This is a genomic window from Hymenobacter fodinae (genome assembly GCF_004745825.1).
Lineage (GTDB): Bacteria > Bacteroidota > Bacteroidia > Cytophagales > Hymenobacteraceae > Hymenobacter > Hymenobacter fodinae.
Genome location: NZ_SRLA01000002.1, coordinates 1,307,780 through 1,331,434, shown reverse-complemented (window position 1 = coordinate 1,331,434; position 23,655 = coordinate 1,307,780). Strand labels below are relative to the sequence as shown.

Genomic DNA, 23,655 nt, shown 5'->3' with positions numbered 1-23,655 from the left:
TCTGGTGGGGCTTTTCTATGTTCAATCAGGTGTATTAACGCTGCTTGCGCTCTTCCTCCTCGATATGGTCCATCAGCACACGGCATAGGTCGCGCATTTTGGTAGCCATTACCGAGTCGTTGGTAGCCGTTACGATGCTCTCGGCCATGGCGCCCATGGTATCTACGTAGAAGCGCTTCATCTCATCAACGGGCATCTCCTTGGTCCATAGGTCGATCTTCATGGTGCCACGCTCATCCCGGTCCCAGAGGGCAATGTTGATGGCTTTGGCGAAGTGGATATCAGGACCCGCGTCGGTGGCCGACCAGCTAATAGCCTCGGGCACTTTCTGATCGTCGAGGGCAATGCTGAAGCGGATTTCAGATTTTTTCATGCTGCGAAAGATTAAAAAAGAACGTCATGCTGCGCGAGGGTAATGCTTCGCGCAGCATGACGAACTACTTGAATTGTTCAGTCAAACCGAGATTACACGTAGTTGTTCAGCATCACTGGCATCACCAGCATCAGGATGTTCTCGTTGTCGTCGGGAGTGGTCGGCATCAGCAAACCAGCACGGTTCGGGGTGCTCAACTCCAGGGTAATTTCTTCGGAGTCAATGTTTGAGAGCATCTCGGTCAGGAATTTGGCGTTGAAGCCGATTTCCATATCCTCGCCATCGTACTGGCAGGCTAGCTTCTCGTTGGCTTCGTTCGAGAAGTCAAGGTCTTCAGCCGATACCGTCAGCTCCGAACCGGCCAGGCGCAGCCGTACTTGGTGGGTGGTTTTGTTGGAGTAGATGCTGATACGCTTTACCGAATTCAACAACTCCTGACGGCTAATGATGAGCTTATTGGGGTTGCTAACCGGAATTACGTTCTCGTAATCGGGGTAGCGCTCATCAATCAAGCGGCACACGAGGCGCATCTGGTTAAAGCTGAAGAAGGCATTGGAGTTGTTGAACTCTACGCGCACCGTGGTAGCCTCCGAGGGCAGCGCACCTTTCAACAGATTAAAGGCCTTGCGCGGAATGATGATGTTAGCGGTCTGGCCGGCGCCTACGTCGGAGCGGCGGTAGCGCAGCAAGCGGTGGCCATCAGTAGCCACGAAGGTCACTTGGTTGTCGGCTAGCTGCACCAGAATACCCGTCATGGCAGGGCGCAACTCGTCGGTGCTTACCGCGAAGATGGTCTTGTTGATAGCCCGCGACAACGATGACGACGGAATTTCAATCGGCGTGGAGCCTTTCACTACCGGCACGCGGGGAAAATCGGTAGCATTCTCGCCGGCCAGCTTGTAGCGACCGTTGGAGCTGGCAATTTCAATGGTATACGTTTCCTCGTCCAGGGTGAAAGTCACGGGCTGGTCGGGCAGGTTCTTTAAGGTATCGAGCAGGATGCGAGCGGGAGCAGCAATGCGGCCACTTTCGCGGGCCTCTACGGGCAGTTCCGTCATCATGCTAGTCTCCAGATCGGAGGCCGTGATGGTGAGTTTGCCCTCCTCAATCTCGAAGAGAAAGTTCTCCAGGATCGGTACCACGGGGTTATTCGTGACCACGCCATTGATGCTCTGGAGTTGTTTGAGCAAGGCGGAAGACGAAACGATGAACTTCATAAAAGAGGCAGGGTTTGGGCTGGTGTAGAAGACGACAAAGATAGGAAATGGGAGTCGGTTTGGAAACCCTGGGAAGGTAATCGGAGCGTCATGGCATGCGGGTTAACAACAACCCGAATTTGTCTTATCAGCGGCATTATTCAATTATAAAATGGTATATATAGTAGTTGGCATAAGCTCAACTATTGCTTTATCACGAGCAAAAGAAGTACTTCACTGCACAACCTTTTTTGCTTCTTATTTTGCTTGCCTGATGTCGTCTGCCAGTCTTTACCACTTGGTTTATCATAGCACCGCCACCACCCCCTTCAACGAGGCCGACCTCACCGCCATTTTAGGACAGGCGCGCAACTGGAATGAGGCGCATGACTTGACGGGTATTTTACTATACAGCCAAGGCGATATTATTCAGGTGCTGGAAGGCACACAAGAAGAGATACAGTACATCTTTGGGCGCATCAGTCAGGACCAGCGCCACTTTCAGGTGGTGAAGCTCTCCGACGGCCCCATCCGGGAGCGTAACTTCTCGCAGTGGTCTATGGGCTTCCGGGTGGTTAATGCTCATGACTTCGCCCAGCTACGAGGCTATACCAATCCTGAGTCTGACACGTACCTGGCTACGTACTCCGAAAACGAAAACGTGTCGTTGCACTCCCTGCTTTCCACATTCATCACGGAGGAAGAAGTACGGTTCTAGGCCTATTTGTGCAGCCAAACCGATAAAGGCACCCCTATCCACAGGGCCAAGAGCAGAAGAACAACAATGCCTTGTACCAACTTGGTTAGAACTGCGCTACCTGCTGCAGAGTATTTGTTACCATACTGCTCCGCTAGTACTTGCCGTACCCGCTCGGTATTCCAATAGCGCAGATACAGAAACACAAAGCCCACAGCGCACCGTATTGCTTTACTCAGTGCATCTGCTATGCCCTCTAGTATTGCGTCTCCTAGCAGTTCTGCTAACATGCGTTCTGGCCAGCTTAGCTAAACGAGGCGTACCGCCGCTTCCGGCGCCAGGCGCGCACGGCCCCGAACAGGCCTAGCAGCGCCAACGGCGCCACCAGATTCAGCCACTGCCAGCGGCGGCGCTCGGCAATTACCCGCAGCTTATCGAGGGGGCGCAAGGTGATTTGCTTGCTACGCACGGAGATAAGGCCGCTTTCGTCCAGCATGTAATCTACGGCATTCAGCACCAGCTCACGGTTGGCAAACTCAGTGTTGGCGAGGCGGTCAAAGCCCAGGCGGTAGGGGCGACCGGTTTTGGGGTCCAGCTCCGAGCGCACGAAGTCGCCATCGGAGAGCACCAGCACCTTAGCTGGCCTAGCCAGCTGGGAAGTCTCGGGGAGGTACTGCGTGGTGCCGGGCTGGGCGCGGTTGGCGTAGAGAGACCGAAACTGCCCCTCAAGCAGGTAGCCCACGGGCTTGAACTGGTCTTTGTAGAGCTTCTGGTCGGGCTCCAAGCGGGCATCGTTGAGGTTGACGGGCACCGGCGAGGGCAGCACGCGGGTATAGCGCGAGGTAAATAGCAGCGGCGTTTTGCGGATGCCCGCAGCCTTCACCGTGTCAATGCTACTGATAAACTTGGTGTACACCGCATCGAGGTTGCGGGTAATGGGGTGCTGGCTAAAGTTGTTGATGAGTGGATAGAACTGCCAGGGCATGGGCTCTACCTTCGGCTTCTCCCCTTCTAGGCCAGTCACCATCGGGATGACTCCGGAGTTAAGGTCCAGAATCAGGTCGGGGTTTACGCGCACGCCGTATTTGAATAGCAGATCCTCCAGGTTGAGCTGCAGCGGGAATGAGAGCATGCCACCGCGGTTGGCACTATCGAGGTTCACGCGCATAGCGTCCACGAAGAACAGCGCGTTGCCGCCCTGCGTGATGAACTGATCCAGCTTAAATTTCTCTGGCTCCGTATAAGCGGTGGCGGGCTTAGCCACAATGATGGCGCTGAGTGTTTTCAGGTCTTGAGGCCGAGCTTGGTTGAGGTTTACCCGGAACACATCATAGTACTGCTGCAGGGAGCCAATCAGGTCGCCGGCTTCGGCGTTGTTTAACTCGCCGTGGCCTTCCAATACGCCAATGCGCTTGCGTGTTCCGGGGCTGAGTTTACGGATGGCGCTGGCTATTTCGTACTCCAACCCTTCAATGCTTTGGTTGAGGCGTACATCGGAGGGAACGGCTTGATTGCCGCGCAGCAGCAGCACCTGCTGCTCTTTGCCACCCGAGGCGACCGTGGCCCACGGGAAAATAATTTTCTCGACGCGTTTGCCGTTCTCGTTGGCGCCCAGGTTAGTGGGGCGCAGGCCTTTCTTCAGCAAGGTGGCGTAATACTCGTTACGGGCTTTTTCGGTACCGGCCGCCGAGGGGTCTACGAACACGTAGTGCAGGTTAGAGCCGCCGTACACCTGCATCTCGTTCAGCGTTTCGTGCACCGACTGCTGCAGCCGGCGAAAGGCCGGCGGAAAGTCTCCCTCTAGGTACACTGTCACGGTTACGGGCTGCTTCAGATTCTCCAGCAGCGTTTTCGTGGCCCCCGACATGGTGTAGCGCTTTTCCTCCGTCATGTCAAACCGAAAGAAGTAGAGCGCGCCCAAAAAGTTGAGGAGCAACAGGCCTAGCAACGCCAGTCCGAAGCGCGTTAGGTCGCGGCGCTTGCGCACGTTGGCAGGAGACGAAGCAGAAGAGGAAGAAGCCATAGAGTGGCAGATGGATTGAAGCGAAGCTCCCCTCCTCAGCGGAGGAGGTGGAACTAGGTATAGTAGAACAGATTACCAGTTGCGGCTTTGCAGCACTAGCCGCGTGCCCAGCAGTAGGCAGGCAATCAGACTAAAGAAGTATAATAGGTCGCGGGAATCAATAAGGCCTTTGCTTAGGTCGCGGTAGTGGGCGGCAATGCCAAGCTGGCTGATGTAATAGGCAGGCGCCCCATCAAATACCGAGGCCAACGAATCAAACCCCGAGTATACCAGGAAGCACCCCACCACAGCCACCAGAAAGGCAATGATCTGGTCGCGGGTGATGGCGCTAGCGAAGATGCCAATGGCGGCAAACACCGCCGCCAGCAGCGCTAGGCCTAGGTAAGAACCCACTGTCGCGGCCGAATCGATATTGCCTTTGGGCGCGCCCAGTTGATACACGGAATAATAGTAGAGCAGCGTTGGTACCAGAGCCAGCAATGCAAGGAGCAAGCACGCCAAGTACTTCCCTCCTATAATCTGGCTATCAGTCAGCGGACGGGTTAGCAGCAGCTCAATGGTGCCGGCCTTCTTTTCCTCGGCGAAGGTGCGCATGGTAATGGCCGGAATCAGGAACAGGAAGATCCAGGGAGCCATGTTGAACAGCGTTTGCAGATCAGCATAGCCGTAGTCAAGCACACTGCTGTCGGGGAAAACCCACACGAACAGACCCGTAGCTACCAAAAACACCCCAATTACCACGTAGGCCACCGGGGAGCTGAGGAAGGCATTAAATTCTTTGCGAAGTATGGCGTACATCTAGGAGTGATGTGCTGGTTAAATGGTTAGGTTGGTCAAGCCTCAGTAAGCTAGACCCAACGGACTGGTGGGGAGCATTAATCACTTAGTCAGGGTTTGGAAAACCTGCTCCAATGATTGCTCTTCCTGCCGAAGACCAAGGAGCACCCAGCCTTGCTGAGCTGCCAAGCGTGAAATAGCGCCGCGTTGGTCGGAGCCCGCGGCAGCCCGAATGCGGTACGTATTACCACTCTCCTGCTCCACCCGATTGATGCCCGGCAGTGCCAACAAGGGCTCAATAGTAATGGGCTGCTCAAACTCGGCCCGGATGATGGTCTCGCCGGCCGCCTTGGCACCCAGCTCCGACACGGGTGAGTCGGCTACCAGCTGACCGCGGTTGATGATAACGGCCCGGCTGCACAAGGCAGCCACTTCGGGCAGAATATGGGTGGAGAAGATTACCGTCTTATCTTGGCCTAGCTCCCGGATTAGGGTGCGAATTTCGCCAATTTGGTTGGGGTCTAGGCCAGTGGTCGGCTCATCGAGGATAAGTACACCAGGGTCGTGGATGAGGGCCTGCGCTAGGCCTACGCGCTGGCGGTACCCTTTCGAAAGCGCCCCAATTTGCTTGTTCTGCTCGCGGCCTAGGCCTACGCGGTCTACCATTTGGCTGGCCCGCTGGCGCAGGTGGCTACCCTTCAGGCCGTGCACTGAGCCAATAAACTCCAGGTACTCGTGCACATACATATCCAGGTAAAGCGGGTTGTGCTCAGGCAGGTAGCCCACGCGGCGGCGCACCTCCAGCGGAGCCATCTGCACGTCGTAGCCATCTACCACCACCGTACCTGCCGAGGGCGGCAAATAACCCGTAGCAATCTTCATGGTGGTGGACTTACCCGCCCCGTTCGGCCCCAGAAAACCCAGAATCTCGCCTTTACCCGCCGTGAAGCTGATGTTGTTCACCGCCGCCTGGGCGCCGAAGGTCTTGGTCAGTTGTTGTACTTCTACCATGTGCTGTGTATTGGTGGCTGGTTGTCAGTAGTTAATTGTGGAACATAGTTGCAGCAAGATTCTGTCAACCAGCAATCAACTACTACTTAGGCTGGGTGGGGCGCATTTGCAGTTCCGAAATCATAACGGTTTGCGGGGCCTCCAGCGCGTGCACAATGGCGGCGGCAATATCCTCGGGTTGCATCTTGTGCGGGTCGGGCTCTTGGCCGGGGGTAGCGCCGTTGAAGTTCGTTTCCACGGAGCCGGGCATAACGCATGTCACGCGTACGCCGTCGGGGCGTACTTCCTTAAACAGCGCGTCAGAAAAGCCTCGGATGGCATACTTTGTGGCGCAATATCCGGCCAAGTTGGCGGTGCCCGCCGTACCGGCCAGAGAAGCTACGTTGATGATGTGGCCTAGCTTCTGCTTTTTCATCTGCGGCAACACCGCCTTTGTGCAGTAGAATACGCCATGCACGTTGGTGTCAAACATTTCGTGCCAGTTATCGGAGGAGAAACCATCCACGGGGCCGAAGTGGCCTAGGCCAGCGTTATTTACCAGTACCTGAACTTCCAGGCCTAGCTCCCGCTGGGTGTTGGTGTATGCCTCCTGCACGGCTATTTCGTTGCGGATGTCGCACTCGAAAAACTGGAAGCGCTCATGATCCAAGCCCTCCGGTGCCGTTCGGCCCCAGCCCGCTACAATGGCTCCTTTGGCTAACAATGCCTCGGCGGTAGCCCGCCCAATTCCTTTGCTGACGCCTGTGATAATGGCTACCTTGCCGCTTAGGTCCATCGTTTCGGGTATATGTCTTGGTGTGAAATAGGGCCGCAAGTTAGTGCCCTCCGTCGGCTTTTACGTGTAACTGCGCTAGGAGTAGCGGCTTTCGGCAGCTTCGTCTCGTGCAGCAAAGAAAACGAAGCCGGCTGCTTTACCAGTACGGGCAATATTGTCACGGAGCGTCGCGCCCTCGCTCCCTTCCGAGTGCTCACCACCTACGACAACATTACCGTTACGCTGGTGCAGGACACTGAAACGTATGCTGAGGTGCGGGCAGGCAAGAATCTGCAGGAGGATATCCGTTTGGAAGTCACAGGCAATCAACTAGTCATCCGTAATACCAGCCGTTGCAACTGGGTGCGCCGCTATAACACGCCCCGCGAGGTGACGCTGCACACCCCCCGCATCCACGACATATTCCTGCGCGGCCAGTCTGATATTCGCACCACAGGCACATTCCGGGCCGACACACTCTTCGCCCACCTCATTGGCTCCGGCGACTACCATCTCAACCTGCAAAGCCAGTACTTGAACATGGACCAGTACGAACTGGGCGACATTCATTTGGCCGGCCGCACGCAAGAGCTGCACTTAACCATTGGGGGCAACGGCAGCACCTATGCCACTGGCCTACCCGCCAGCCGTATCTATCTGCGCGGTAATGCATCTACCAATGGCGACGGGCATTTCACCGCTACAGAGTCACTAGTAGGCACGCACGCGGGCACCGGCACTATCTTCTACAGCGGCATTCCGGCCAGCAGCGCCAGTTTGCAGATTACGGGCAAGGGCAAGCTGGTGCGAGAGTAGGCCCACAACATCAGCAGTAGTTGCCGATTACTGATGCAGTCAGACGGTCGGGCACATATGGTGGCATTGTGAACTTGCCGTTTACTCTAGTGGCCTACAAGTCGCCTAGCTGCGGGCGAATCAGTAACTCTTCCACCACCGCCTGGGGAGAAAGACTGAAGGTGCTGAAAATGGCATCGGCCACATCCTCGGCCTTAATGAACCGCTCAGCCGGCAGATCTACTCCCTCCCAGCTGGCCGTGAGCGTGGCACCCGGCAGCACGGCCGTCACCCGAATGTTGTGCTGCTTCAGCTCCTCGCGCAGGTTTTTGGTCATGCCCAGCAAGGCAAACTTAGCAATGCCGTAGGAGCCACCATTGGGGTAAGCCATGAGGCTGGCCGTGGAACAAATGTTGAAAATATGCCCGCTGCGGCGAGCAATCAGGCCGGGCAGCAGAGCCAGCGTAACATCGTAAGCGCTAAGCAGGTTTACATCCAGCATGTGGCGCAGCTGCGAGCCATCGGCGGGCTCATCCTGTAAGCGACCCGGCACAAAGGAACCAGTGTTGTTGATGACCACTTCTACCGCTTGGCCTAGGCCACTCACAAACTCGGTGAAGCGGCGGGTTTCGCTCTGCTGGCTTAGGTCGGCCGCGCAGGTGTGCAACTTCGCCGTAGGCAGCTCGGTGGTAACGGCGGTTTGCAGCGCGCCCAGGTCGGCGGCCGAACGGGCACAGGTGGCTACGGGGTAACCAGCGCGCAGAAACCTGAGTACCAGGGCCCGCCCTATTCCTTTGGTGCCGCCGGTAATCACCACGATATTTTTTTGCATTCCTTTGATTGCTGAAACTGTTTTTACGTAAGTGAAGCGGGCAAGCGCTGCTGTACCGCAGCAAGTGGCCTACCCGCCTGCAAGTACTCGCTTTTCCTTCTTCTCTGCCGCTTTTATGGTCAAGTCATTTGGCGAATTTCTGCTCTTCATTCAAAGCATGCTCTTCCGCAAAGAGCGTTTTGCCGTCCTCTGGAGCCGTACCGTTGATGAGTGCATCATCATCGGGGTCAATTCCATTTTCATTGTATCTATTGTTTCGGCCTTCATCGGCGCAGTAACCTGCGTTCAGATTGCCTATAACCTGGTCAACCCCCTCATCCCGAAGAGCACTATTGGCTACATGGTGCGCGAGATGACCATTCTGGAGCTAGCACCTACCATTACCAGTATTGTGCTGGCCGGCAAGGTGGGCTCGAGCATTGCGGGTGGCCTAGGCACTATGCGCATCACGGAGCAGGTTTCAGCCCTAGAGGTAATGGGTATTAACTCGGCCTCTTATTTAGTGCTGCCCCGCATCGTAGCTGCTATGCTCATGTTCCCGCTGCTAGTAATTCTGGCCATGTCGCTTTCAATTATCGGGGGCTACTTGGCTGGTTCTCTCACGGGTGCATTGTCGGCTCAGGAGTATATTGAGGGCATTCGTACCGATTTTGTGCCGTACAACATCGTGTTTGCACTCATCAAATCGGTGGTGTTTGCCTTTTTGGTGTCAGCTATTTCAGCTTTCAAAGGCTTCTTCACTTCAGGTGGGGCACTGGAAGTGGGCGCCGCCAGCACCGACGCAGTAAACAACTCCATCATTGCTATTCTAGTAGCCGACTTCGCGCTGGCTGCCATTCTGCTCTAATTGGTTTTCAGGGACTTGGGCTTTTCGTCAGCTAATCCTCCACACCCCAAGCCCCTACCCTTCCAAGCTCCGACTCATGATTGAAGTACATAACGTTCAGAAATCCTTCGATGGCAACCAAGTGCTTCGTGGTATCAACTGCACCTTTGAAACCGGGAAGTGCAACTTGCTGCTAGGCGGTTCTGGCACCGGCAAATCGGTGCTACTGCAGTGCATTGTGGGCCTGATGAAGCCTGATATTGGTAGCATCACCTTCGATGGCACCGTGTTCACGAATAATAAGGTGGACATTAAGCAGGAAATACGCCGCAAAATTGGGATGCTATTCCAGGGCTCGGCCTTGTTCGACTCCATGACTGTGGCCGAAAACGTGGAATTTCCACTGAAGATGCTCATGACTGAAATGAGCCGCGAGGAGCGCCTCGACCGGGTGGAGTTTTGCCTGAAGCGCGTGGGGCTAGAAAACGCTGGAAATAAGATGCCCTCTGAAATATCAGGAGGTATGAAGAAGCGGGTAGGTATTGCCCGGGCCATTGCCCCCAACTGTACCTACCTCTTCTGCGACGAGCCTAACTCCGGCCTCGACCCCCTTACTAGCATCAAGATTGATGAACTGATTCACGAAATCACGCACGAGTATGGTATCACGACCGTGGTAGTGACGCACGACATGAACTCGGTAGTAGAAATCGGTGACCATATCATCTTCCTCTACAAAGGGCAAAAGCTCTGGGACGGCAACAAGGACGAAATCCTGAACGCTCAGGTGCCCGAGCTCAAAGAGTTCATCTTCAGCAGCAGCCTCGTGCGCGCCGCCAAGAAGGTAGATGACGAAACCGATGGTGGCCTAGCGGCCGCTACCACCGACGAAGCCATTAATATTTAAGTTAAAGTTGCTTCTACAAACACTAAGCCCGGTCCACTGCAGTAGACCGGGCTTAGTGTTTATATGACGAGTTGGGTTTCCCCAAGCCGTTACCGACGCCACCCTTCCCGGTGCACTAGGTTGCCAATATGAGCCAAGTGGTGCCGGCCGTGCCAAGCGTACAGCACCAGCGCTTGATCGAGCGTGAAGGTGCGCTTAGAGCCGGGGTGATAGAACGTGCGTTGCCATTGGGCATCGGTGAGGTTGCGCAGCAAAAAGGTCCAGCGGATGTGCAGGGCCTCTAATAGCGCCAGCGACACAGCTACGGGCGTGGCTTGGCTGTCGGGCAGTTCGGCCCACAACTGCTCCTCGTAAGGGCAAATGGTAGGCACTTCCTCCGTCAAAGCTAGCTTGAAGCGGGTATAGCTGTTCATGTGCGAATCAGGCAAATGATGGATTACCTGACGTACCGTCCAGCCGCCGGGCCGGTAGGGCGTATCTAGCTGAGCCGGCGTAAGACCCGTTACAGCGGCCCGCACCTGGTCGGGCAGCAGAGCAATTTGGGCGATGTAGGCAGTATGAGCTCCCCTATCCAGTGGCTCATCCGGCAGAACAGGGTGGCCAATGGGAAAGCGCAGGTCGGGGGCAGCAGTTGGTTCCATACAAAGGAATGAGGTAGGTAAGCGGCAAAGTAACAACAACCCGGCAGCATAGTCTATGCCGGAGTGGCCTAGCAACAGAAACGGCTTCCCTTGTGCAGAGAAGCCGTTTCTGTTGCTAGGCCTAGTGCCTTACCCGTTACGCTTGTTTAGCTCGTCGCGGATTTTGGCAGCCTTTTCGTAATCTTCTTTTTCCAGAGCCTGGGCCAGCATTTTGGTTAGCTCATCCAGGGAGACTTGTCCGCTAGGCTCGCGCTGTTCCGCTGGTGGAGCCGTTGGCGTGCCCGGCGTATCGTCGTCATCTTCATCCTCATCATCGGTATCCTCGTCGGCGTTTTCGTCGAGGTCGGAGAGGATAATGCCGGCTTCGCTCAGCACGCTTTCTACCGTGTAGATGGGCACACCGAAACGAAGGCCGATGGCAATGGCATCAGAAGGCCGCGAGTCTAACTCAAACGTTGTGGCCCCATCTGAGCACACAATTTTTGAGTAGAACACTCCTTCTTTTAGGTCGGAAATCAGAACCTCCAGCACCACCACGTGCACTTGCTCAGCAAAAGATTTGAACAGGTCGTGGGTGAGCGGGCGGTTTGGGTTGATTTTCTCTATCTGAATGGCAATACTCTGCGCCTCAAACATGCCAATGATAATTGGCAGGCGTCGGTTGCCAGTCTTCTCGCCCAAAATAAGGGCAAATGAGCCAGACTGCGACTGGCTGGACGAGAGGCCCAGAATTTCGAGCTGAATTTTTTTCACCAGGGAACGTACTGATTTCTGAAGTATTAGACCTTACCGTACTGACTATACGAAAGTGCTAAGCAATTGACGAAAAAGCGAGTTTTTCGCGAATTAATAGACTTTTCGCGCTGCCAGCGTGGCCTAGCCCAGTTCCTTAACGGCCTGGGTTAGTTTGGGCAATACGTCAAATACGTCGCCTACGATGCCATAATCGGCAGCTTTAAAGAAAGGAGCCTCCGGATCTTTGTTGATTACCACGATAACCTTCGACGAGTTTACGCCGGCCAAGTGCTGAATAGCACCCGAGATACCGCAAGCAATGTACAGGTTCGGCGACACGGTAATGCCGGTCTGGCCTACGTGCTCGTGGTGAGGGCGCCAATCCACATCTGACACTGGCTTTGAACATGCAGTAGCCGCACCCAGAGCTTTGGCCAGGTCTTCGATGAGGTTCCAGTTCTCCGGACCTTTCATGCCACGGCCACCCGATACTACTTTATCGGCTTCGGGCAGCAATACGCCGCCGGTCTGCTCCTGCATGATTACCTGCTTGGGAGCATCAGCGAAGTCAGCATCCGTCAGCTGAGCCGAGAACGACTCCACCTGAGCGGTTTTGCCGGCTTCGTGCAGCGCCTCAATGGAGTTTTTCTTCACGGCCAGAATCTTCCGGTCGCTGCTCAGCACCACATCGGCCAGCGCTTTGCCCGAGAAGGCACCGCGCTTCACCGTGAACTGGCCACCCTCATTTTTGGGCAGCTCGATTACGTTGGTAACCAAGCTAGCCTGCAAACGCACAGACAGACGCGAGCCTACGGCAGCGCCAATGTTGGAGTTAGCTAGTACAATAACTTTAGCATCTTCCTGCTGCGCGGCGGCCGCAATCAGCTTAGTGTAAGCGCCGTTCACGAAGTCCTTGAGGCGGGGCTCTGCATCATACAGCACCTTCGTGATGCCTTGTTCGCCCAGCTGGGCCAAATTGGCTTCGGTAGCTTCGCCTACGGCCACGGCGGTAGCCGTGGTGCCAAGCATCTGCGCTACCTGGCTGCCATACGAAGCTACTTCCAGCGAGGACTTCTTTACCTCGCCGCCATCACATTCAACTACTACTAGTACAGACATTTTTCTGGTTGTTTGTTTTTGGTTCTTGGTTTTTGGAGTTCAGGAGGCGCTGGCAGCTGGTTTGGCAAGACCAAACACAACCAGCCAACAACCAAAAACCAATTAGATAACCTTGGCCTCGTTGCGCAGGAGCTTAATTAGCTCGCCAGCATTTTCGGCGGGGATGAGCTTCACACCTTCCTTCTTAGGAGGCAACGCGTAAACGGCCACTTCGGTGCGCGGCGCGTCGCCTACGGGCTCCACAACTTTCAGGGGCTTGGTGCGAGCCGTCATGATGCCGCGCATGTTGGGGATGCGGGGCTCACACATGGGCTGCTGGCAGGAGGCCACGAAGGGAGTGTTTACTTCCACGATTTCTTTGCCACCTTCAATCTCACGCTCCAACGTGGCGGTGTTGCCGCTCATATCGAGCTTCATGGCAGGAGCCACCGTTGGGATGCCGAGCAGCTCGCCTACCATGCCGTGCACCTGGAAGCCATTATAGTCAATGCTCTCCTTGCCCATCAGAATCACGTCGTAACCACCATCTTTGGCGATGCTGGCAATCTGCTGCGCTACGAAGAAAGCGTCTTTAGGGAAGGCATTTACGCGGATGGCATCGTCGGCCCCAATGGCCAACGCTTTACGAATATTAGGTTCTGTATCAGCCTCGCCTACGTTCAAAACCGTAACGGTACCGCCGCCCTGAGCTTCCTTCAGCTCAATAGCGCGAGTGAGGGCATACTCATCCCATGGATTAATAACGAATTGCACGCCGGCCTTGTTAAACTCCTTATTATCGGGCGTGAAGGCAATTTTAGTGGTCGTGTCGGGCACGTTGCTGATGCAAACGAGAAACTTCATCTACGGCTGCTTGTGGTGGAGGAGAAACTAGGGGAAAGTCCCAAATTTGGGGCGAAGATACTGAAAATACTACCTGATGGAAACCACGCCAAGCCGCTTACAGCAACTGCTCGCCTTCTACGAAGACGACCCAAATGACCCCTTTACCATCTACGCCATTGCCACGGAATACCGCGAAATAGAGCCAGAAAGGGCCATGGAGTACTACAATAAGCTGCTTGCCGAGCATCCGGACTACGTGGGCACTTACTACCACGCCGGCAAGATGCTGGAGTACTTACACAAGCCCGACGAAGCTGAAAAAGTTTACCGGCTAGGCCTATCTGTAGCCCGCCGTGCAGGGCAGATGCACGCCGCCAGTGAGCTGCAACAAGCCCTAAATCAGTGTCTGGGCCTTGATTACGAAGACGATTAACAAACCAGGAGGCCGTGCAGATCGGTAACAGAATAGTAACCACTCACTCCAAGGCGCCAGTTTTCACAATATTTTTTCGCCTCGAATATTATTTGCCATTCGAGGGCAACATTTCTTTGCCGGTACTCCCCTATGAAAATTCTGCTCGTTGAGGATGAGCCCAAGGTTTCGGCGTTTATCAAGCGCGGCCTAGAGGAAGAGGGCTTTGAGGTAGAAGTGGCCTACGATGGGCGCTTTGGGCTGCAGCTGGCACTGGCTCATTCTTACGAGCTGATCATTCTCGACGTCATCCTCCCCTACCATAGTGGCCTAGAAGTGCTGGAAAACTTACGGAAACAGGATCAGCAAACGCCTGTGCTCATGCTAACGGCTCTGGGTACTACCCAAGATAAGCTGCATGGCTTCGGGGGTGGTGCCGACGACTACCTGGTGAAGCCCTTTGATTTTCCGGAACTGGTGGCGCGGGTACGTGCCCTAACCCGTCGCCGGGGCCAGCAGGTAAAAAGCTCCCTCATTACGTTTGCAGACCTCACGCTGGATACGGCCGCTAAAACCGTCAGCCGCGACGGGCACCAGATCAAGCTCACGGCCCGCGAATTTGGGTTGTTGGAGTTGTTTATGCGCCATCCCGGCCGGGTGCTGAGCCGCGCCGAAATTGCCAGTGATGTGTGGGAAGAGTCGTTTGATGCCGGCTCGAACGTAGTAGATGTGTACGTGAACTACCTGCGTAATAAAGTAGATAAAGGCTACTCGCAGAAGCTGTTGCACACGGTGGTAGGCATGGGCTATGTGCTAAGAAGTGAGTAGAAAGCTCGGTGAGGAGGTGATGCACTTTGTCTCATACTAGGCCACTCGTTCACGCATAGTCCCCCTCTTCGTTTCACGCTAGACAACGTGTTTATTAGGCCTGCCTCCCTTCCCTCCCCAATTTTCAGCTTGTCAGCCATTTATCCTGCATGACTATCCGTAACCGCCTGACGTGGCTTTTCCTTGGGATTGTGGCCTTTATTCTGCTGGCTGCGATGTCGGTGGTGTATATTTTACAGGCCGACTATACTCATGAGGAGTTTCATCAGCGCCTGCGCGACCGAGCCGAGGTGACGGGCTACGTGTTTCTGGAGCAAGATGAGCTACGGGCTGATGCCTTCCGGGCTTTTCAGCACCGTTACCTACGTACGCTCACCGGAGAGGTGCTGCAGATCTATAACTCGAAGCTGGAACCGCGCTTCATTGAAGCAGACAACCGCATTAAGATTCCGGAGAATATTCTGGCGCGCATTCTGGTTGAGAAAGAAGTGTATTTCGACTTAGGCCCGCGCCAAGCGGTAGGCCTCTTCTATAATGATAACCAAGGGCAATACATCATTGTAGCTGCCGCCGTAAACCGGTCCGGCGCAGCGCGGCTCGAGTACCTTGCCACCATTCTGTTCAGCATTTTTGTGCTGAGCCTGGTGGTGATTTACGTGGCTGGGCGGGTGTTTGCCGGTCGGGCCTTGGCCCCCATTGCCGCCGTTAATGACCAGGTAGACCGCATCACGGCACAGGACCTACACCTGCGCGTAGATGAGAAAATCAGCCATGAGCAGGATGAGCTGACCCGGTTGGCGCGCACCTTCAACCGCATGCTGGAGCGCCTGGAAGAAGGGTTTGAAAACCAGCGCACTTTCGTTAGCAACGCTTCTCACGAACTTCGCACCCCGCTCACAGCCACTATTGGGGAGATTCAGGTGCTGCTGGGTCGGCAACGGGATGCTACCACCTACCAGGAAGGGCTGGCCTCTGTGCTGCACGAGCTGCAACAGCTTAAATCCCTTATCAACAACCTACTAGAGCTAACGCAAGCCAATACAGCCAGCTCAACCGGTGAGGTTATCCGGCTGGATGAGCTACTTTGGGAAGCCCGCGAAGCAGTAGCCCCCGACCAGCGCCGTCGTCTGCAAATCAATCTGCTTGACCTACCCGAGGACCCGAGCCACCTCGAAGTTCATGGTAACCGCCAACTGTTAAGCCGCGCCCTGACCAATCTGTTTGATAATGCCCTCAAGTACTCGGGTCCGGAGGCGCCTGTGCTCGTGGAGTTTGCCTACCGGCAAGGCCACAGCTACTTGCGCATTCAAGACCACGGCATTGGCATCGGGGAGAAAGAGCTACCCCAGATTTTCCAACCCTTCTACCGCGCCGACAATGCCCGCAATGTAATCGGCCATGGCGTAGGCCTGCCCCTTGCTCGCCGGATTCTGGAGCTGCACGGCGGCACCCTGCATATTTCATCGCAGCTAGGCCAGGGGACCGTGGCTGAAGTAACGTTTTTTAGCAGTGAAAGACTGGCCTAGCGAGCGGTGTAAATCAGCCTTTACCGAACATACATAGCATCTGCGCAAGCCTGCTTGTACACCCAAAATGTAAGTCTATACCCGTTTTTAAGCCTTTCTAATCGGTTTCTAATCTACTTCTAACTGGGCTCTAATATCCGGACCGTAAGCTTGCAGGATTCATTTCCTACGTCTTATGATCCACTCCGTTCGCCTCACTCCCTTTCTTCTACTTTTCTTGGGCCTGGGCATTAGCAGCTGCTCTGAGGAAGATACAGACGCTACGCCAGCGGAAACCACACCTGCGCTAACGGCCGCTCTTGCCCGGGCTACCACCGACAGCGTACAACTAACCCCCGTGCGGTTTGATTTGCACCTCGAAGGACGGGTAGAACCCAATGTCGACCGCACAACGGAGGTATTTCCGCTAGTGAGCGGCGTGATTGAGCAAGTGCCGGTATCCCTCGGCGACCGGGTAACGCGCGGCCAAGTGTTGGCCGTTATCCGCAGCACCCACATGGCCGAGCTAGAACAGCAGCGGACGGAAGCTGAAGTGAACCTGACTACTGCCCGGCAACGGCTGTCGGCAGCCAAAGCTATGCACGAAGATGGCCTAGCCTCTGCGCAGGAGCTGGCCCTGGCCCGCGCCTCCCTACGCAAAGCGCAAGATGAGCTTACACGCATGCGCCGTCAGACCGAGGTATATGGCTCTGCCGGCGGCCGGTATATGGTGCGGGCCCCGCAGGCGGGAATTATCACGGAGAAGAAAGCGACGACGGGTATGCAGTTTTCGCCAGAGCAAATTGGTAGCCTGTTCACCCTAGCCGACCTCAGCGACGTATGGGTGCTGGCCGATGTGTTCCAGTCAGATATTGAGAAGGTGCGCACTGGCCTAGCCGTGCAAGTGCGCACGCTCAGCTACCCCGATACCGTGTTTGCGGGCAACGTAGACCGGGTATTTAACCTGCTGAACCCCGAGAGAAAAACCCTGAAGATTCGGGTGCGGCTGCCCAACCCCGACCACCGGCTGAAACCTGGGATGTACGCCCGCCTGCGATTGCAGCATACTACCTCGGAGCAATTACCTGCCGTGCCTTCTACCAGCTTGGTGTTTGCCAACGGCCAACACTATGCCCTAGTGCTGCAAAAAAACCGCCAAGTAGAAACCCGTCCGGTGGCAGTGCAGCATGCAGCCGGGGGCGTCAGCTACTTGAGCAGTGGCCTAGCACCCGGCGAGCAAGTTATTACTAGCAATCCGCTGCTCTTATACAAGGAGCTCAATGACTAGGCTACCTACCCCTGGGGCTGATTCCATCAAGGGCACCTGCCCACTTGGAGCTTACGAGCCAAACGCTGTTCCACTATCCTGCCAGTGGATGCGCCTGGCCATGTCCACCTCAGAGCGGGAGTTGCAGCTACCAGGCTTAGGAAGCGGAACTTCCGACGCATATTTTGAGAACAAAAGCTTCGTTTTTGATGCAAAAATGGGCTTTTTGAAAATATTTTCAGGTTCTAATCAGTTTCTAATATACCTCTAATTCGGGCCTAATATGGCCACAGTACACTTGCATATCCCTACATCGAAAACAGGATATGCAACGCTTTCTTTTGGCACTGTCAGCCTTCGTGCTGCTGGGCGCTACCCGCCTCTTTGCCGCCGCTCCCCTCAGCGCCGACACCGTGCGCCTCACCTTACCTGAGGCGGAACAACGTTTCACGCAGAACAACTTAAACCTGCTGGCCCAGCGCTACAACGTATCGGCGGCCGAAGCGCAGATTCTGCAAGCGAAACTCTGGGACAACCCCACCATCTCGCTGGAGCAGAATACCTACAACCCGCACACCCACAAGGTGCTGGACGTTACCAAAACCGGTAACTCCATTGTGCAGGTGCAGCAGTTGTTCGCCATTGCGGGCCGCCGCAAAGCCGCCACGGGCGTGGCCCAGCAGAACGCTTTGGCCGAGCAGTTCAACTTTGAAGATCTGCTGCGTACCCTGCGCTACCAGCTCCGCAGCACCTACTACGACCTGTACTACAAGCAGCAGAGTGTGGGCGTGTACGACAAGGAGGTAGCGAGCTTTCAGCGCACCGTAAACCTCTACCAAGGCCAGTACAACAAGGGCAATATTGCCCTGAAAGAGGTCATCCGGCTGAAGGCGTTTCTGTTTCAGCTGCGCAATGAGCGCCAGGCTCTGCTGAACGATATTGCTTCGGAGCAGGCCGACCTGCGCATCCTTATACGCGACTCCAGCGGCACCTACTACGTGGCTACCGCCGATGAGCAACGCCTGAGAGCCCTGACTCTGGCCGGACGCAGCGAAGAACAGCTCATCGACTCGGCTCAAGTAAACCGCGCCGACCTAAAGGCGCGCCAGGCCACCGTGCAACAGCAAACCCTGAACCTGCGCTATCAGCGCGCCCTGGCCACCCCCGATCTGGCCGTGGGCTACGTGTACGACCGCGCCGGCAACTACATCCAGAACTACAACGCTGTAACCCTGGGCATTGCCATTCCCATCCTCAACCGTAACCAGGGTAACATCCGGACGGCCCAGAGCCAGATTGAAGTTAGCAAGGCCCAGCTCAACCAGCAGCAGCTCGTTGTGCAGAACGATGTGCAAGAAGCCTGGCGCCAAGCCCGCCAAACCGACCAGCTCTTCCAAAGCGCCGACCGCGAAACCAGTGACTTCGACCGCCTGATGAAGGGCATTGATGAGAGCTACGCCAAGCGCAACCTCACCATCGTGGAGTTCCTCGACTTCTACGAGAGCTACAAAAACAACCTGGTACAGCTCAATAACCTGCGGGCTAGTCGCGTGCGGGCCTTCGAGCAACTCAACTACGCCGTGGGCCGCCCGGTGTTCAACGCCCAATAAGCATGCGCGCCACTTTCCCAACCTCCTCCCCTACCATTTTCTCCTTGTTCACTATGTTTCGCTTTGCCACCCTGGCCACATCGTTGGCCCTTCCGCTCGCCCTGGGCTTGGTGGGCTGCTCAAAATCAGAAGATGCCGATGCGCCGCAGAAAGCCGAAGCTGGCTTTTCTATGTCGGACCAGATGCTGCGGGAGCTGAAGATTGACACGGTACATGCTACGCCTGTGCGGAACGAGTTAACTCTCTCGGGCCAGATTGCTACCGACGGCGACAAGACCGTGAAAGTATATCCGCTGGTGGGGGGCGTGGTGGAGCAGCTCAGCGTAGAGCTCGGCGACCACGTAACCAAGGGCCAGGTGCTGGCCGTGATTAAAAGCGGCGAAATAGCCGATCTGCAAAACCAAAGCAGCAGCGCCGGCACCGACCTTGACATTGCCCGCAAAAACCTGCAGGTGTTAGAAGACCAGTACGCGGCAGGCCTAGCCTCGGAGCGCGATGTGAGCCTGGCCCGCCAGGAGCTGCGCAAAGCCCAGGGCAATGTGGGCAAGAGCCGTAAGCAGCTCGGCGTGTACGGCGTATCAGCCGATGGTACTTACACGCTACGGGCCCCCATTTCGGGCTTTATCACGGAAAAAAACGTGACCGACCACATGCAGTTTAACGCTGACAATGTGGGCAACTTATTCACCGTCAGCAACCTCGACGATGTATGGATTATGGCCAACGTGTTCGAGTCGGACATTGCTAAGGTGAAGGAGGGCTACGCTGCCGATGTCACTACGCTCTCCTACCCCGACAAGCACTTCACCGGTCGCATTGATAAGGTATTTAACGTGCTCGATCCCGAAAGCAAGGTAATGAAGGTGCGCGTGCGCCTGCCTAACCCCGGCTACCTGCTTAAGCCTGAGATGTACGCCCAAATTAAGGTAGAAAACACTGAAAATAACAAGATGCTAGCCGTGCCCGCCAAGTGCGTGGTGTTTGACAAGGACCGCAACTTCGTGATGGTGTTCAAGGACCGCAACCACGTGGAAACCCGGGAAGTGGGCATTTACAAAACGGTAGGCGACGTGAGCTACGTGCAGTCGGGTCTGAAGGATGGTGAGCGAATCATTGCCCAAAACCAGCTCTTGGTGTACGACGAGCTGAACGATTAATGCTAGAAAGCCAGCCTCTTCCTTTGCTACTGTGGGCTAGGCCACCCTTGCCTACTTTCTAGCGCTACGCTATTGCTTTCTAGCTTCTTCATAAGCCATGAATAAATTCATCCAAGGCATCATTGCCTTTTCGCTCAAGAATCGGGGCTTTGTGTTCCTCATGACCCTCGCCACCATAATTGCCGGGGTAATGAGCTACCGGAACACGCCCATTGAGGCCTTTCCGGACGTTACCAACACCGAAATCACCATCATCACGCAGTGGCCCGGCCGCTCGGCGGAGGAGATTGAGAAGTTTGTAACGGCACCGATTGAAATTGCCCTCAACCCGGTGCAGAAGAAAACCAGCATCCGCTCTACTACCCTCTTCGGGCTGTCGGTGGTGAAGGTAATTTTTGATGACGGTGTAGACGATGCCTTTGCCCGCGTGCAGGTAAACAACCTGCTCTCCCAGGCTGACCTGCCGGATGGCGCCGAGCCCGACGTGCAGCCGCCCTACGGCCCCACCGGCGAAATCTTTCGCTACACACTGAAAAGCAAGAATAAAACCACCCGCGAGCTAAAAACCCTGCAAGATTGGGTGGTGGAGCGCAACCTGAAAGCTGTGCCCGGCGTGGCCGATGTGAACAGCTTTGGCGGTGAAGTGAAGGACTACGAAATCAGCGTGAACCCCGGCAAGCTCCAAGACCTAGGCCTCACCCCCCTCGACCTCTACAACGCCATTCAGCGCTCCAACATCAACGTGGGCGGCGACGTGATAAACCAAGGCCAGCAGAACTACGTGGTGCGCGGCATCGGCCTCTTGAACAACATCAGTGATATCAACAACACCGTCATCAAGAACGTGAACGGGGCGCCCATTCTGGTGAAAGACGTGGCTCTGGTGCACGAGTCGGCGCTGCCGAAGCTGGGCAAGGTGGGCCGTGGCCTCAACGACGACGTGCTGGAAGGCATTGTGGTGATGCGCAAAGGTGAAAACCCCTCTGAAGTTATTGCCCGCCTGAAAGACAAGGTAGCCGACCTGAATGAGAAGATTCTGCCTTCCGACGTGAAGATTCAGACCTTCTACGACCGCCAGCAGCTTATTGACTTCTCCACGGAAACCGTAATTCACAACCTGCTGGAAGGCATTGTGCTGGTGACGGTTATCGTGTTCGTGTTCATGGCTGATTGGCGCACCACCGTCATCGTGTCGGTTATCATTCCGCTGGCCCTGTTGTTTGCTTTCATCTGCCTGCGCTTGAAGGGCATGTCGGCCAACCTACTGAGCATGGGCGCTATCGACTTCGGTATCATCATCGATGGGGCCGTGGTAATGGTGGAAGGCCTGTTTGTAGCTCTCGACCACAAGGCCCACAACATGGGCATGGAGCGCTTCAACAAGCTCGCCAAGCTAGGCCTCATCAAGAAGACCGGCCGCGACATGGGCAAGGCCATCTTTTTCTCCAAGGCTATCATTATCACGGCGCTGCTGCCCATTTTCTCCTTCGAGAAAGTAGAGGGCAAGGTGTTCTCGCCCCTGGCCTGGACGCTGGGCTTTGCTCTGCTGGGCGCGCTCATTTTTACGCTCACGCTGGTGCCAGTGCTTACCTCGCTGCTGCTGAAAAAGAACGTGGTGGAGAAGGATAACTTCTTCGTGCGGGGCATCAACCGCGGGGCCCAACGGTTCTTCGCTTTCACCTACGCCCGTAAAACCGCCAGCCTGTTGGTTGCCACGGTGGCCGTGGTGTTGGGCATGGGCGCCTTCCACTTCCTGGGCTCGGAGTTTTTGCCCGAGCTGAATGAGGGCTCTATTTACGTGCGGGCTCAGTTGCCGCTGAGCATTTCCTTGGAGGAAAGCAACAAGCTGTGCAACGAGATGCGCCGGGTGTTCCTCTCCTTCCCAGAGGTGGGCGACGTGGTAAGCCAGACTGGCCGCCCCAACGATGGCACCGACCCCACCGGTTTCTACAACAACGAGTTCTTGGTGCAGCTCAAGCACACCCCCGAGGTACAGGCCGAGATGAAGCACAAAGACAAGAGAGAGGCTCTGATTGAGCACATGAAGGAAAAGCTTAACCGCTTCCCCGGCGTAGACTTCAACTTCTCGCAGCCCATTACCGACAACGTGGAGGAAGCCGCCTCGGGCGTGAAAGGCTCCATTGCGGTAAAAATATATGGTACCGACCTGAAGCTGATGGAGGAGAAAGGCCGGCAGGTGTACGGCGTTCTGAAAAACATCAAAGGCATTGACGACCTGGGCGTGTTGCGCAACATTGGCCAGCCCGAACTGCACGTGGAGCTAGACGAAGGCCGCATGGCCAGCTACGGCGTGAGCAAAGCCGACGCCAACGCGGTGCTGGAAATGGCCGTGGGCGGCAAGCAGGCCTCGCAGATGTACGAGGGCGAGCGGAAGTTTCCCATTCGGGTCCGGTATCAGGAGCAGTTCCGCCAGAGCCCCCAGGAAATTGCGGCCCTGATGGTGCCTACCCAGAACGGTAAGACCATTCCCCTCTCCGAGATTGCCACTATTGGGGAAGTAAACGGCCCCTCCCTCATCTACCGCGACGACAACCAGCGCTTTGCTGCCGTGAAGTTCTCCATCCGGGGCCGCGACATGGGCAGCACCATTGAGGAAGCTCAGCGCAAAGTGAACCAAGTGGTAAGCCTGCCCAAAGGCTACACGATGAAGTGGACCGGCGACTTTGAAAACCAACGCCGGGCCACGCAGCGCCTAGGCCAGGTGGTGCCCGTTTCACTGGCCCTGATCTTTTTTATCCTGTTCATTTTGTTTGGGAATCTGAAGGATGCTGGCCTGGTGCTGCTGAATGTGCCGTTTGCCATTATTGGCGGCATTGCGGCCTTGCTCATCACCCACACCAACTTCAGCATTTCGGCCGGCATTGGCTTCATTGCCCTCTTTGGTATCTGTATCCAGAATGGTGTAATCCTGATTTCGGTGTTCAAGCAGAACATGCTCCGGAAGATGAGCCTCGACCGCAGCATTGCCGACGGCGTAACCAGCCGGGTGCGCCCCGTGGTGATGACGGCTCTGATGGCTACCATTGGCCTGATGCCCGCTGCCATTAGCACAGGCATCGGCTCCGAAACCTCTAAGCCCCTGGCCATTGTGGTAATTGGCGGCTTGATAACGGGCACCATCCTGACCCTGTTTATCTTCCCGCTGATCTTCGAGCGCACGTATCGCGCCCAGCACACCCACTACGGCGACGACCCGACGCTGCACCCCGAGCGGCACTCAGAGCCGGCATTAGCTCACTAAAACCAATTGTGTGGTACTACAAACATCGGCCGGCTCTTAGCCGGCTGTTGTTTTTTGGGCCCACTGACTCGGTGTTACTCCTCTGCTCTCATCTGAAATGCAA

At 55.7% G+C, this 23,655-nt stretch carries 22 protein-coding genes; 11 read left to right on the top strand and 11 right to left on the bottom strand.

The window, feature by feature from the left end:
- Positions 1–34: 34 nt before the first annotated feature.
- Together gldC and dnaN are read right to left on the bottom strand one after the other, a co-directional pair.
- On the bottom strand, positions 35–373 hold the full coding sequence (gldC, locus tag EU556_RS12965; RefSeq protein WP_135434516.1) for a gliding motility protein GldC: 339 nt from the start codon (positions 371–373) through the stop codon (positions 35–37).
- 92 nt (positions 374–465) lie between these two features.
- On the bottom strand, positions 466–1,590 hold the full coding sequence (gene dnaN, locus EU556_RS12960; protein ID WP_135434515.1) for a DNA polymerase III subunit beta: 1,125 nt from the start codon (positions 1,588–1,590) through the stop codon (positions 466–468).
- A gap of 253 nt (positions 1,591–1,843) precedes the next feature.
- Between dnaN and EU556_RS12955 the strand changes: the two genes are divergently transcribed.
- The gene (locus EU556_RS12955; protein ID WP_167855563.1) at positions 1,844–2,287 is read left to right on the top strand and encodes a BLUF domain-containing protein; all 444 of its coding nucleotides are present in this window, start codon (positions 1,844–1,846) and stop codon (positions 2,285–2,287) included.
- Positions 2,288–2,570: 283 nt separating this feature from the next.
- Here the strand turns inward: EU556_RS12955 and gldG are convergent, their stop codons facing one another.
- From gldG to EU556_RS12935, 4 genes are all read right to left on the bottom strand, one after another.
- Positions 2,571–4,289, bottom strand: coding sequence for a gliding motility-associated ABC transporter substrate-binding protein GldG (gldG, locus tag EU556_RS12950; protein WP_135434513.1), 1,719 nt, complete (start codon positions 4,287–4,289; stop codon positions 2,571–2,573).
- Between the two features lie 72 nt (positions 4,290–4,361).
- A complete protein-coding gene (gene gldF / locus EU556_RS12945) occupies positions 4,362–5,087 on the bottom strand; it encodes a gliding motility-associated ABC transporter permease subunit GldF (RefSeq protein WP_135434512.1) in 726 nt (241 codons plus the stop codon).
- Positions 5,088–5,168: 81 nt separating this feature from the next.
- Positions 5,169–6,077, bottom strand: a complete 909-nt coding sequence (gldA, locus tag EU556_RS12940) for a gliding motility-associated ABC transporter ATP-binding subunit GldA (protein ID WP_135434511.1) — start codon at positions 6,075–6,077, stop codon at positions 5,169–5,171.
- 82 nt (positions 6,078–6,159) lie between these two features.
- Positions 6,160–6,852 carry an SDR family oxidoreductase gene (locus tag EU556_RS12935; RefSeq protein WP_135434510.1) on the bottom strand — a complete coding sequence of 231 codons (693 nt, stop codon included), beginning with the start codon at positions 6,850–6,852 and terminating at the stop codon, positions 6,160–6,162.
- Between the two features lie 12 nt (positions 6,853–6,864).
- Between EU556_RS12935 and EU556_RS12930 the strand changes: the two genes are divergently transcribed.
- Positions 6,865–7,647: a GIN domain-containing protein gene (locus EU556_RS12930; RefSeq protein WP_135434509.1), complete on the top strand. Its 783-nt coding sequence runs from the start codon at positions 6,865–6,867 to the stop codon at positions 7,645–7,647.
- A 94-nt stretch (positions 7,648–7,741) separates the two neighbouring features.
- Here the strand turns inward: EU556_RS12930 and EU556_RS12925 are convergent, their stop codons facing one another.
- Positions 7,742–8,458: an SDR family oxidoreductase gene (locus EU556_RS12925; RefSeq protein WP_135434508.1), complete on the bottom strand. Its 717-nt coding sequence runs from the start codon at positions 8,456–8,458 to the stop codon at positions 7,742–7,744.
- Positions 8,459–8,573: 115 nt separating this feature from the next.
- On the opposite strand from EU556_RS12925, the gene EU556_RS12920 reads away from it, so the two are divergent.
- Both EU556_RS12920 and EU556_RS12915 read left to right on the top strand, forming a co-directional pair.
- Positions 8,574–9,305: an MlaE family ABC transporter permease gene (locus EU556_RS12920; protein WP_135434507.1), complete on the top strand. Its 732-nt coding sequence runs from the start codon at positions 8,574–8,576 to the stop codon at positions 9,303–9,305.
- A gap of 76 nt (positions 9,306–9,381) precedes the next feature.
- A complete protein-coding gene (locus EU556_RS12915; RefSeq protein ID WP_135434506.1) occupies positions 9,382–10,191 on the top strand; it encodes an ABC transporter ATP-binding protein in 810 nt (269 codons plus the stop codon).
- Positions 10,192–10,280: 89 nt separating this feature from the next.
- Here EU556_RS12915 and EU556_RS12910 read toward each other — a convergent pair whose 3' ends face one another.
- The 4 genes from EU556_RS12910 to EU556_RS12895 all read right to left on the bottom strand — a co-directional run bounded on the left by EU556_RS12910 (position 10,281) and on the right by EU556_RS12895 (position 13,529).
- On the bottom strand, positions 10,281–10,832 hold the full coding sequence (locus EU556_RS12910; RefSeq protein WP_135434505.1) for a YfiT family bacillithiol transferase: 552 nt from the start codon (positions 10,830–10,832) through the stop codon (positions 10,281–10,283).
- 129 nt (positions 10,833–10,961) lie between these two features.
- Positions 10,962–11,585, bottom strand: a complete 624-nt coding sequence (locus EU556_RS12905) for a bifunctional nuclease family protein (RefSeq protein WP_135434504.1) — start codon at positions 11,583–11,585, stop codon at positions 10,962–10,964.
- 123 nt (positions 11,586–11,708) lie between these two features.
- On the bottom strand, positions 11,709–12,686 hold the full coding sequence (locus EU556_RS12900) for an electron transfer flavoprotein subunit alpha/FixB family protein (RefSeq protein ID WP_135434503.1): 978 nt from the start codon (positions 12,684–12,686) through the stop codon (positions 11,709–11,711).
- Between the two features lie 102 nt (positions 12,687–12,788).
- Positions 12,789–13,529: an electron transfer flavoprotein subunit beta/FixA family protein gene (locus EU556_RS12895; RefSeq protein ID WP_135434502.1), complete on the bottom strand. Its 741-nt coding sequence runs from the start codon at positions 13,527–13,529 to the stop codon at positions 12,789–12,791.
- A gap of 76 nt (positions 13,530–13,605) precedes the next feature.
- Between EU556_RS12895 and EU556_RS12890 the strand changes: the two genes are divergently transcribed.
- From EU556_RS12890 to EU556_RS12860, 7 genes are all read left to right on the top strand, one after another.
- Positions 13,606–13,944, top strand: coding sequence for a tetratricopeptide repeat protein (locus EU556_RS12890; protein WP_135434501.1), 339 nt, complete (start codon positions 13,606–13,608; stop codon positions 13,942–13,944).
- 132 nt (positions 13,945–14,076) lie between these two features.
- On the top strand, positions 14,077–14,751 hold the full coding sequence (locus EU556_RS12885) for a response regulator (RefSeq protein ID WP_135434500.1): 675 nt from the start codon (positions 14,077–14,079) through the stop codon (positions 14,749–14,751).
- A gap of 149 nt (positions 14,752–14,900) precedes the next feature.
- Positions 14,901–16,277, top strand: a complete 1,377-nt coding sequence (locus tag EU556_RS12880; RefSeq protein WP_135434499.1) for a sensor histidine kinase — start codon at positions 14,901–14,903, stop codon at positions 16,275–16,277.
- Positions 16,278–16,452: 175 nt separating this feature from the next.
- A complete protein-coding gene (locus EU556_RS12875; protein WP_135434498.1) occupies positions 16,453–17,544 on the top strand; it encodes an efflux RND transporter periplasmic adaptor subunit in 1,092 nt (363 codons plus the stop codon).
- Positions 17,545–17,849: 305 nt separating this feature from the next.
- Positions 17,850–19,133: a TolC family protein gene (locus EU556_RS12870; RefSeq protein ID WP_135434497.1), complete on the top strand. Its 1,284-nt coding sequence runs from the start codon at positions 17,850–17,852 to the stop codon at positions 19,131–19,133.
- Positions 19,134–19,135: 2 nt separating this feature from the next.
- Entirely contained in the window at positions 19,136–20,290 is a 1,155-nt protein-coding gene (locus EU556_RS12865; RefSeq protein WP_245327616.1) for an efflux RND transporter periplasmic adaptor subunit, read from the top strand.
- A 97-nt stretch (positions 20,291–20,387) separates the two neighbouring features.
- Positions 20,388–23,552, top strand: a complete 3,165-nt coding sequence (locus tag EU556_RS12860; RefSeq protein ID WP_135434496.1) for an efflux RND transporter permease subunit — start codon at positions 20,388–20,390, stop codon at positions 23,550–23,552.
- Positions 23,553–23,655: the final 103 nt, after the last annotated feature.